Origin of the sequence: Mycoplasma amphoriforme A39 (assembly GCA_000723365.1) — a bacterium.
Taxonomy (GTDB): Bacteria; Bacillota_I; Bacilli_A; order Mycoplasmatales; family Mycoplasmoidaceae; genus Mycoplasmoides; species Mycoplasmoides amphoriforme.
Map to the genome: position 1 here is coordinate 154,392 of HG937516.1, position 12,864 is coordinate 167,255.

A 12,864-nucleotide genomic window follows, 5' to 3' on the forward strand; every position below is an offset into this window, starting at 1 on the left:
TTATATTTATCATGTTGGTTCGTCTTGGAGACACCCTTTATGCTACCCAAACTTCAAAAAAAACTTAATAAGTTAAAAACTGTAAATGCAAGAAAATTTCCAAATTATGACATTAACTATGCCTATGATCGCAAATCTCTAAAACTTTATACATTGGTTCAAAACCAACAAACTGGAGTAGTTGTTTCGATTAAGAATTTAAAGCCATTACCAAAAAAAATAATGGTTAATCTCTTGGATGAAAATGACGAACCATTTGAATTTAAACCGCGGATTGTTGGTCTTGAAGTAATTGATTCTAATGGGACGACAGTTGTTTTAGCATACGACCACGACACGCAACAATTCATTAATCCAGAAACAGGCGAACCTGTTGATTCGAATAATTACCGGCAAATAGATGGTTCAGTTTTAGAACCTTTACCACCAAGATTTTCCCAAAAAAATACTGGTGGCGTTAATCAAACCCAATCAATAAGTCATGAAGCAAACCATCAAGACACAGAAATCCTGGAAACTGCTAGCAATTTGCAAGAGCAATTAGAACAAGAATTAGAAAATAATGAATTTGCACTTCAAAACAATCCACAAAATATTGCAGTGGAATTTGATCAACAAAATGGTAGTTATGATCAGTTTCAAAATGAAGGTAACTATGATGAAACCAATGCTTATCAATATAATAAGGATCAACAAATAATCGCACCAAACTACTATCCTGATCAAGGGCAAGATTATTCAAGTTTAGGATCTGAACCACAAAGTTACAACCAACAAAATTATCCGTATCAAAATGAATATTCAGCAAATAAGGAATACAATACAGGACAGGTTGATCACAATCAAAACCAGCAAATATCACAAAATTACTATAATAATATAAGTCAAGGATACCCTGCTGAAAACCAACAAATTGTTCAAGATTATTTTGCTAACAATGCACAAGATTACCAAAATTTGGGTCCTAATGCTGCTCAGCAGAAAGACATTAGCCAGCCAATTGCAAATTCACATGGAAATTCTTCTGAAAATTATCCTAATAGTATTCAGCAGACGCAACCTGTTGATTCACAAAGTGATGCCAATTTAAACCAGGAAACTGATCAAAATTACTACACATATACAAATCAAGTGTACACTGGTGAAAATCAGGAAATTACCCAAAATTATTACGCTAGTAATCAACAAAATTACCAAAATTTAATATCAGGAGCAGATCAACAAAACATTAGCCAAAATCCAGATTCGCATCTAGATGCTGCTAAAAATTACCCCGATAATTATTACCAAACGCAACCTGTTGATTCACAAAGTGATGCCAATTTAAACCAGGAAGCAAATCAAAATTATTACGATAATTTCAATCCAGTGCGTCCTGATGAAAACCAACAAATTTCACAAAATTACTATAACAATAGTCCACAAAATTCAACACCAGAGACAGTTCAACAAGAAGTTAATCAAGTAATTCCAGATTCGTATTCTGAAAATTATCCTGACAATTTTCATGAAACACAATCTGTAGATCCGCAATTTAATACTGATTTAAACCAAAACCTAAATAATTCCTTTAGTGATACAAATCAAGGATACACTGGTGAAAACGAACAAGTTGCACAAAATTATCAAAATGTAGCACCAGTGGCAACTCAACAAGAAATTCCTGATACAAATGTGAATGCTTCTAATAATTATCCTGATAATCTTTACCAAACACAATCAACAGAAGGACAATTCAATACAGATTCAAATCAGCAATCAACTAACCCTTATGGTGATTTAAACCAAGGATACACCGAAGAAAATCAGCAAGTTGCCCAAAATTATTATGCTGACTATTCCACAAATCACCAGAGCATAACATCAGATGAAACTCAACAAGAAACCAGTCAAGCAATTTCTAATTCGTATGCCAATAATTCGGAAAATTATTCCGACAATCTTGGCCAAACGCAATCTGATGATCCACAACTTCATGCTGATGCAAGCCAAGGATACGCCGAAGAAAATCAACAAGTTATCCAAAATTATTATGACAACTACACCCAAGATTATTATCAAAATTTAACAGCAGAAGCAGGTCAACAAAATATTGATGGAACAATTTTAGATAATCATGCAGGTCAAACAAATAATTATTTAAATGCTACTCAACAAATTGAACAACCCACTTCTTCTAACAATCAAAATTTAACCTCCGAGCAAGTTGAACAAATTCCTGAAGAAGCAAATACTGATTCAACTCAATATTACTATTACCCTAACTCACCACAATCCGAGCAAGATGCTAATGGGAATAATTTGTACGAAATTAAAACTAACGATGAGGTAATTTCAGCACAAGAAAATAATATTAGTAACCAACCAAATAAAATTGCCGAACAAATACCCACATATGATCATTTCGAAACAAAAAATACGAGTTATGCACCAGATTCGATCAATTCTATAAGTATTAGTGAACCTAATCCAAAAACAGTGGTTAATAATACTTATTCATCTGTTTCTGAACCAAGCCAGTTAAATCAAACACAACATCAAGAAACACCTAATCATGAACCTATTTTTAAAACTGAGTTCGAACCATCTACACCATTCGCTTCCTTAGCAAGTGGTATCAACAATGGTTTTTCAATGAAATCAGAGTCAACGTATGAAAATAGTTTCATTGATGAAAAAAAATCTGCTCAAATTAATGTTGATAATAGTTCTCTAGCAACAACTGAACCAATGGTTGAGCAAGAAATTATCATTGCAGAACCAATTCGACTTAGCCCTAATTTTGAATACAAGCCTGAAAGTATTGCAAACAAGACAAAGCATCAATCCGCTATAACTCAGAAATCAATTTTTTCCGAAATAGAAGACACTACAGTTCCAACTGTTAAATTTGTTAGTGCTCCTAAAAAAGAGCAAACCAGCAATACATTCAATCCGTTAAACGACAAACAAAAACGTCAAGAAGAGTTGCTTGTTCAAACAAAAGATCATGAATTGTATACTTTAGTTGAAGAAACAACAAACAATGTTGAATTTATAATTAAGCCAAATGTTCGACCAAAAGAAAAACAAAACGTGCCTGATGATCAACTATTCCGTTTAGAAAAACTTGAAAAAGAAATTAGAAAATGTCAGGATCAACTTAATGAAAATGCTCAAACGAAAGAGCCTTTAGCAAATAATATTCAACTCGAAGAGCAAAAGAATAAATCTGTTGACCAAAATAAGCAAGAAAACGAGTCAATAATGCAACTTGTTGAAGAAAAAGAGCCAATTTTTGACCGAAAAAATAACGTTTTAACAAAAAACATCTTAGAACAACCAAGTTTCAAGACTCAAAGAAGTTTGCAAGAAACTACTAGTCGTGTTATGAACACAAATGTTAATCTAAACCAAAACGACCAAATTAAGCATAATGAACTAAAAACAACTGATATTTTTACAAAAAAATCAGGCGTCAAACAATATTCAAAAACACTCAAAGCAGACGATATTTTTACCCATAAACAACCAACCTTACAAGCAAAAACAGGAGCCAATCAGTTAGAATATCGACTTAATGCATCAAGAATTTTCACTAACAAAAAACAAGTGGATCCTCAAATTAATATAACTAAACCAAAAATTTTAGTAAAGCCAGAAGTTGCAGTATATCCGCAAGCAGCGTATGCTTCACCACAAACTCCTACTTATGATCAAAAAACTGCTAATATAATTAAGGTTCCTTTTGCCAATCCAATTGATGCTAATGAACCACAATTACCACGATTAACAATGAATCGTTTAAACTCATATGAACGAGCATGATTACAGGAGCAAGAAATGCGTGATCGTTATCAAAGACAACAATTAATTAACGAGCGAAAAAACTACAATGAATCTTATCGACCAAAATTTAATAAACCGCAAGATGAACCAAAAGTTTACGAACAGTGACCATCCAGACATCGCACGTTAAAAACATTTAATGATGAAATTACAAACAAAAGATACACAACAACATACCGTTACCCACATAAAGCACAAGAAATATCGCGGTCTTATCGTCATCTTGAAGAAACTAAATGCCAACCATCAATCCAAGATGTGATCACCAAACGCCCAAGTTATAACTACACTTTATCATCGTTTTTAAGTACGGTGCGCTATCCTTATAGCAGACGACTACCATCATCTAAAATGACGCCAATTGGATTTGGTTTATATCGAAATATCAACCGCACAAAAACCTTAGATTATAATCATCCATCAAGAGAAATTGAATCTTTATCTTACAATGGTGAAGGAATTCATTACAATTTGCCAATTCGCACTATTCGTCCTTTAATAATGATTAAAAAATATCGCCGTGATGATTCACCATTAGCGATTAAAACAAGAACAGTACCAAGATATTACCAGCCAGGATTGTCGGTGCAAATACCGAGACAAACGCTAGTTCATAGAATTAATTCGCCATATCATTCCGTTAATTAAAAGTCGGAGATTTGAGATAAGTATTGGTTTCAATTGAAATTTTTACTAAAAAAATTACTTCGATCATTTAAAGCTATTTTTTATATTAATTTTTAAATAAGAGTTTATTGAGATTTTCACTCATCTAGGTATTCTTTTTAGAATACGGTGCTAATTTTAAATTTACAAAATTATGAAAAATAGATTAATAAAACGTTGCCATTGGGCCCGTTCGCCAGAATACATTGATCATCACGATAATTTCTGGGGAAAAGGCCCAAAAGAAGAAAACATTTTATTTGAATATCTTTGCTTGGAAGGACAAGCAGTAGGTTTAAGTTTTGATTTAATTTTGAAAAAACATCATGCTTACCGGTTAGCCTTCTACAATTTTGAACCAAAATTAATTAGTGCAATGACTCAAGAAGATGTTAATAAACTGGTAGAAAATAAAAATATTGTTCGGCACAAACAAAAAATTCAAGCAATTGTAAATAATGCGAAAGCTTATTTAGAAATGACAAGCAATAATTTAACATTATCTGAATTAATATATGGCAAGGAAAAAGACAAAATTCAATTACATCACGAAGACCAACAACAAGCATTAACTTTAACGAAAACACTGAAACAGTTTGGATTTTCTTTTATTGGACCAACGACCGTTTACGCATATTTACAAGCCGTTGGTTTATATGATCACCACGAATTGGATTGTGATTGAAATTACCAGAAGAAAAAGTTTGATACGAACAAATAAATTTATAAATCGATGTGTTTGAGTAGTACAAGTCTGTCTTTGGCGTTTATTATGAATGTTATCTTTTTTAATCGTCAAATAGCAACAAAATATTAAACTGGTTAATAAATTAAATAAAAAATCACTTGAGTTAAAATAATCAACTAACGAAAATAAATCAAACCCTTTATAAATTAGCCTTTTAAAAATTAACTAAAGCATCCATAAAAAAGGTAATTTTATATTTTTGTCTATTTACTTAATAACCCCGTGAAAAATTCATCATCTTACGAACTAAATCACAATAATTAAGGGATAAATTAATTTCAAATTTTATAAACGATCAGTGTTATTTTTTGTTATGATCTTTACAATACAAAGATTGCAATTTGCAGGTGTTATCAGTAAAATACTGAATTTGGAAAAAATCATGGATTCTAAAGAATTATTAGCCGGACGAAACCTTAATTTTGACGGTTTAACGGTTGAAAGAGATATTAGTGGAATTAAAAACTTAACAATTCCACAAGCCCACCAACTATACGATATTAATGTTAGTTATTTATTTCTAGGTTGAATTGCTGCAATTTTAACCATTCTCGTAGGTTTACCACAATTAATTTTTATTATTAGAACAAAAAATGTAAAAGGAATTTCCCTAATTTCCTTCTGAGCCTTTTACACCTCGCTGCTTTTCTTTTCTTTGCTTGGCTTATTATTAATTAGTGACCAATTAATATATACAGAGTTTGTTGCAGCGATTGTTTTTGGCGTCCAAATGGTTCTAGTTATTAAGTATTCAGAATTTAAAAATCACCACATCAAAATTAAAAAAATAGTATCCTATGGACTTGTTGGTCTATTTACAGTTATTCCTTTTATTTTCATGATGCTCCACATCTTTCGGGTTCTAGGTAATAGTTTAGTAGTTAACGATAAATATCCAAGCGAATTAAATAGTTTTCGGCAATTTGTCTCAATTGTTGGGCCGGTAATTTCAATGTTATCATTTTTACCACAAACAATTCAAGGAATTAAAAATAAAGAACTTCACCGTTTACCGTTTACTTTCTTAGTAATCCTTGTTACTTTTAACGCTTTATGAATTATTTCGTGATTGTTAAATGTCGGTTACTATCACAATCTATGAACATATGCTAAAAATCAAAATCCTGTAAATGACGCACTAATAACTAATTTATATGATAGTTTAATTACCTTTGCTTTAAATACAATCTTTCAAATTGTGGGGTTAACTATTGCCAGTACCCAAATGATTTTTTGAAGATTACAAATTAAGGGCAAAAAAATTATTTGAATTTAATTTTTAAAATAATCACAATCTTAAACATACCAAATTTAATTGTTATTTTTTAATGGATAAAAAGGTAAATCATGAACTTATTTAGGATTTCTAATAAATTAATTTATTAAAGAATTTTTGGATTAACCACTACAAACTTCACAATGATTTATAGTAAAATTATTTAATCTTTTGTGAGTTAAACTGGGAATGTTTATGCAACGATTCAAGACAGTTGGGCAACTTGAACCAATTGGTCGCTGGCTAGCAGTAATCATGGTTCTAGTTATTGCGATTATTGGCGCATCAGCAATTTTATATTTAAAAGTTAAGAAAAAAACAAAACCTTGGTTTAAACCAATTGGAATCTACAATCTAATCAGTGGTTCCAAACTATCAATTAGATTACTAAAAAGCGATTACATGGTTTGAGCAACAATTGCTTCGGGTTTTTTAATTTATTGGTTTGCTGCATATTTCTTAGTTAGTATTGTTTTATTAACCCAATATAACCAAGCAGTTCAACAAGCCGTTGGTCATGGTGGCATTCAATATGTCTGAAATCCATATAAAATTACTTCATCTGGATCCATTGGTGGTTATGAGGCAATTTTTAAAGATGATTATGATGCAATTATTGCTAGATATCCGAATGACCTTAATGCTCAATTAAATAATATTATTAACAAAACTTACAAATTGATGCCTTATTTAACTAGTCAAACAAATTTCAATTACTACATTTTTAATTTACAAAGTTCAATTTACAACGGGTTAAATAACCAAAACGGATCGACCCGGTTATTATTTTTACCATCATTTAATCTATTACCATTTTGAAATTTATTGCCCCTTGGTCAAAATGTTGAAGCGTATGAGGTTAATAGTCCGTATTATCTTACGAACTTATACCATGGTTTTGCCCAGGAACAATTCACGGTTGTAAGAAGTAGCAATGCAATCGTTTCTGATCAAAAATATATTGATCAACAAACGCAGTTATGGGTTCATTCATTTGTATACAGTAATGTTTTGTTAACCCCACTATGTCAATCGCTTGGATTAATCTTTCCCGCAACATTAGTTTTGTCACGAAAAAAAGATTATGCAACCATTGTTGCTCCGTGAGCATTTCTAGGTGGAATAGTAACTTTATTTGGTGGCATTGCTAGTGATCATAATATTCATATTAGTTTACAATTCATTTTTTATGATCAACAAATGTTTTACTTGTATCATAGTTTCATTTTTATAACAGGCTTATGCTGGTTTGTTTATAGTCAACGTTATAGTTTTGTAAGCATGACCAGCACATATTTTTACATGGGTGGTTATTTAATTTGAATTGTAATTGTCGCCAATATTTTTAACATTCGCTATTTTACAACAGCAATTACTTCTTTAGATTTATCAGTTTCAGGAAGTTATGGTATTGTCAATAGCGATTTACTAAAAGATACATTAATTGAATACCCAGGCAACACGTTGTTAATGTTTTTTGTTTTTGCTACCATCATAACTATTGCCATTATTGTTAAAAACTTAATCCATTACTACTTTTTTAAAAAAAATCTTCATGATGTTAGTGATAGTTATTTCAATGACATTAAACAAACATACAAATTTGCAAAAGAACATCTAAAAAGAATAGTTATTTTGAAGTAATTCTTCTATTAACTAAATATAACAGCCGACTTATGTTTGGTTGATTTTAAATTTAATGAGTTCAATAAAAATTGGCTCAAAGTCTAAAATATCAGGAAAAATTAGACTGATTTCAACTGTATTTTCTAGAAAATAATCATAGGGGATCGATTGTTTTTGTGGATTTTTATTCATGTAATCTAAAATTTGTTCAGTCGTTATTAAAAAGAATTTATCAACATTAGTAAACAACACAATTACAAAAGAAAACGCTTTATACTTAACGATATCAGTTAAATGCTTTAATTGGTGAGCGGCCAAGTTTTTTAAAGGAAATAATTTTAAAGAGACTTGTTTGGCTTCAAAATCAAAATAATAGCCATCATAAACGCCATAATAATCAGTTTGTGTTTTTTCGCCAAGCCAACCCTGAATTCTCCGACCTTGAAATGAATAAACTTTAATGGGTAAATGCCGTTTCGAAAAATAAGCGATTTTGCGACCACAAAAATAAGCGATTGTTCGGTTAATAATCGTTTCCAAAAACATGCCACGGTTTGATTGCATAATATCAAAGATCTAGTTTTAATAAATTCCTACTACAATCTAATGTCAAAAAAACTCCCAAAAATACCAAAAATTTGCAATTTAATTTTTGTAATCTCGCTTAATCAAGAACATGGGACGGACAAAAAAAAGATCAATATATTAGTTAAAAATTTATAATATACTACTATGAAGAACTTATTGAAAAATGTTCTGCGTTCTTTTTTAAGGACAAAGATCGCTTTAATCAGTTTAACTTTTCTAATATTTTTATCAGCCGGAGTTTTTTCCTTACTAAACAGCACCACAAGTAATCTCAAAAACTCTTATGATAATCTAGTTCAAAAAGGAAATCTTGATGAATTTGTTGTTAACGAAAAGTATGATTATGGACTACTGCAATTCGAACGTAAAAACGGACGAATTGAGTTAACTGAAAATTCCAAAGGAAATCCGTTAGTCAAACAAGCCCTTGAACAAAATCGGAGTAAATACGAAAAACTAACAGGTTTTTCACATAATTTAGGCCGTGCTAACAATGAAGAAACGACTACATTGCTACAAAAAGCACGCGCTAACTTATTGGAAGCATTGGAAAATGATCCCAATATTAAGGTTGACAAAATTTTAAAAGAACAGCAAGTCAGGTTTCGAAAATTTCAAACGATTGATATTACTGATGGAAACATTCAAAAAAAAGTTGTGCAATCAAATCCTGAAGATCAAATAGACAAACTTGTACTTTATCAAGGACAACCATTACCTGCAGCAAATTCTTTTTTAGAATTACAGCAATTATATAGTGAACTTACTAAGAAAGATTGAAGCAAACACCCTCGTGAAATCTTTGCAAATAATAAATACTTACCATTGTTCGTTAATTGACAAAAAAATATTGACGGAACTAAAGATGCTAAACTTAACAAATACCTTGCTGCGATTAAGTACGCCACTCAAGGAAAATGATCAGATTCATTAACACCAGAAGAAACCATTCACTTCAATAATTTAAAGCAAATCTTTCTTAGTTCAAAATCTAAATTTACTAATGATGGTTGAAAATATGTAGTTGAATGGCAAGATCAAGTTCCTTTAAATTTTAGAGTTCTAGATTATTCCGCTTATGGAGCAATTGTGGCCCCTGGTAATTTTGCAATCGAGCAAAAACGTGATCAAAAAGAAGTTTATCAAGATCTTGATAACTGAAACAACATCTTAAAACTGGGAAGCGAACAATTTGAAGCAGCATTTAACCAAATTGACTCAAAATACAAAATTAAAATTAGTGCAACTGAATACTTAATTTTAGGCGTTGGCATTACCCCTGATTTTATGTACCCCGTTTTTAACGGAAATGCTTTGATTCCTAATCCTGAAAGTCAATACTTATATTACACCAACACATCGGGATATAAGCGCATTAGATCTGCGTTTTTAACCAATCCCATTGAAGCAAATCTGGTTGCAAAATTTCCAGAAAATGCAACAACTGAACAAAGAACAGCGATCTTAGAAAAAATTAATAAATGATCAAGACAATTTATGTCCTGACCTTCAACCATTCAAGCCGCATATTTATCAAGTGATCAAACAAATATTCTTAATTTAAATGCCGCTAGAACTACTTTTATTCCTTATTTGGTTTCAACAATTTCCTTAGTATCTGCCCTACTAACCATTGTGATTATTGGTCTGGCATTATTTGTTGGAGTTTTAATTATTAAAAATTACATTACGAAAAATCGACAAAATCTTGCCATCTTGCAATCAAACGGAATTAAACGCTGAAAAATTAATTTAAGCATATTGTTATTTAGTATCATTCCATCAATTATTGGTGGTATTTTTGGATACCTAGTAACTTTTGGATTACAATCAACTGCCGTTTCATTATTTTCGTCTTATTGGTTTATTCCCGTTTCTATTTCCTTATTTAATATCGGCTTTTTCTTTCTAGCGATTTTCTTGCCGCTTTTAATTTTTGTTATCGCCAGTTTAACTGTTGGTTATTTTGTTTTAAAACAAAACGTGGTTAAAAGCTTAAAAAATGATAGCGATTATAAAGTTTCCAAATTATCCATAATTATGAAGGCACCATTAGTTAAATTTAACGTAATTACTAGATTTAGGGCTTCATTGGCGTTTAATTCCTTTTGAAAATTAATTATTTTATGCTCGTTATCAATTGCAACAATGGTGGTTTTCAATTTCGCCATAACTGCTAATGGTAATTTTGCTTCAGTTGAAGAAAAAACAAGAAAAACGCATCACTACCAGTACGCCATTGATTTAGCGACACCAACAATTCAAAGCGGGTTAATCAAATACCAATCATTTAAAGAATTAGGGCAAACTGACCCGGTTATTAAAAATAAAAATCCGCATTATTTTTTAGCAAATACCCGCATCAATCCCAATGATCCAACCTTTAACAATTGGGGTAATCTGCATGTTCCTGATTTATTTTTAGATGGGATTGATTCACCAGTTACTAATAACATTATTTATTTGAAAAACTTAGTGCAATCAAAAATAAGTTTAGATTACAACATTGGCGTTAGGTTAGGAACATTCGATCTAACCGTTAATCCCTGAATGCTGTCACAATCATTAATGCCAGCAAACCAGGTTTCCGCATCGAATTTTGCCTATCAAGAATTTTTAAAAGAAATTTGGCAACGTGACAAAAACGCACAAGATTTTATTGATCAAACTTTAACATGTAATGATTCTAATAATGAGGATTGTAACGTTCATTATGAAATTAAACCACAAGTTGTCCAAGATGGTGCATTAACTAGTCAGTTTAAAAATTTTTTAATCAAACAATTTAACATGATTGCTAACAAAAAATACCAACCCCTTGACTATAAAATAACATATAACGTGATTGGTTTAGATGAAAAGACCATTGGTGATCCTAGGCAACAATTTGCTAATGGTAAAAGTTCGCCAAAATACGCATACACCCGGATCGAAGGTGAAGATTTTGATCAACAAAAAGTCATGATAAAGGGAATTAAAGATTGGATTGGTGCTGATGGCCAAATTCCTGATGATTATTTAGGACCAATCTTAACCAATTCGGAGAATCAAATTATTAATCACGATTTATTTAGCAATGACACAAGACTAAATGGTAATAACAATTCACAAACCGAAAATCAAACATATCCATTGATCGTTAATTTATATACTGCTAAAAAATACGACTTAGCGAAAGGATCGCAGTTTCAAGTAAAAGTAACCAATACTTATGACCGGATCTTTAGCAAAATCAATGCGGAAATAAACAACAAACAAACTGTTACCTTTAACGTTATTGGCATTAATAATTCGGCAAAAGATAACGAATTTTATACAAGTTATCAAGCAGCAAATAAAATTCTTAAGTTTAACGATGATGAAATTATCAATAATTTACCATTTAATGGTTTTTACACCAATAATTTATTAACTTTTAATCAATCAACACCATTATTTAGTGAATCGGGTTTATTTCCAGGAACTAGTAGTTTTTCACAAGACAATAACTTAATGAAAATAATTATCGAAAATACAATTAAAGATCCAACAAAACCAGGTTACTTCGCCTTATTAAAAGCACTGGGGAAAAAAGATAGCGAAATTTTAAATATCCAAAACGTGCAAACCTACTTAGAAATTTTGAACAAAACATATGGTGGTCTTCCCTACACTTCAATGATTAATTTTATTTATAATGCCTCGGCTAATCAGGGGATTTTTAATAGTGTTTCAACGACATCGGTCATGCTACAAAACATTGTTATTGGCATTATCGTGCCAATCGTGGTATTAATTGTTATTTTGATTTCCAATATGTTAATTGATGAACTAAGAAAAATTGGCATCAGGTTAAAGGCTTTAGGATACTCAAATATTAAAATTCTAATTTCGTTTTTATCAGTTTATATTCCCGTTTTTGTTATTGGATTAATTATTTCTGTACCAATTTCCATCGCATTTATTCAAACATATGACGCCATTATTTTTAGTAATACTAACATTATTCTAAACAGCATATTAAACCCATGAACGGTCATTGCCTCGCTTTTATCATTAACACTTGTTTTTACTGTTTCGTTAATATCAAACTGAATTTCACTACGAAGGTTGAAAATTGCACAAGAAATTAAAAATTGTTAGATCGAGAAAA

6 protein-coding genes are annotated in these 12,864 nt (G+C 30.9%); 5 read left to right on the plus strand and 1 reads right to left on the minus strand.

All coding sequences use genetic code 4. The features are described from left to right. The first annotated feature begins 39 nt into the window (after positions 1-39). The 4 genes from ABDB96_RS00630 to ABDB96_RS00645 all read left to right on the plus strand — a co-directional run bounded on the left by ABDB96_RS00630 (position 40) and on the right by ABDB96_RS00645 (position 8,162). Complete coding sequence (locus tag ABDB96_RS00630; RefSeq protein WP_343251587.1) at positions 40-4,476, plus strand: midas domain-containing protein; 4,437 nt, start codon at positions 40-42, stop codon at positions 4,474-4,476. A 172-nt stretch (positions 4,477-4,648) separates the two neighbouring features. Continuing rightward, entirely contained in the window at positions 4,649-5,215 is a 567-nt protein-coding gene (locus ABDB96_RS00635) for a DNA-3-methyladenine glycosylase I (protein WP_343251588.1), read from the plus strand. A 409-nt stretch (positions 5,216-5,624) separates the two neighbouring features. After that, positions 5,625-6,518, plus strand: a complete 894-nt coding sequence (locus tag ABDB96_RS00640) for a PQ-loop domain-containing transporter (RefSeq protein WP_343251589.1) — start codon at positions 5,625-5,627, stop codon at positions 6,516-6,518. Positions 6,519-6,713: 195 nt separating this feature from the next. Then, positions 6,714-8,162: a DUF5378 family protein gene (locus ABDB96_RS00645; RefSeq protein WP_343251590.1), complete on the plus strand. Its 1,449-nt coding sequence runs from the start codon at positions 6,714-6,716 to the stop codon at positions 8,160-8,162. Positions 8,163-8,192: 30 nt separating this feature from the next. Here the strand turns inward: ABDB96_RS00645 and ABDB96_RS00650 are convergent, their stop codons facing one another. Next, a complete protein-coding gene (locus tag ABDB96_RS00650) occupies positions 8,193-8,708 on the minus strand; it encodes a Holliday junction resolvase RecU (protein ID WP_343251591.1) in 516 nt (171 codons plus the stop codon). Between the two features lie 180 nt (positions 8,709-8,888). On the opposite strand from ABDB96_RS00650, the gene ABDB96_RS00655 reads away from it, so the two are divergent. Continuing rightward, positions 8,889-12,854 carry an ABC transporter permease gene (locus tag ABDB96_RS00655; RefSeq protein WP_343251592.1) on the plus strand — a complete coding sequence of 1,322 codons (3,966 nt, stop codon included), beginning with the start codon at positions 8,889-8,891 and terminating at the stop codon, positions 12,852-12,854. Positions 12,855-12,864: the final 10 nt, after the last annotated feature.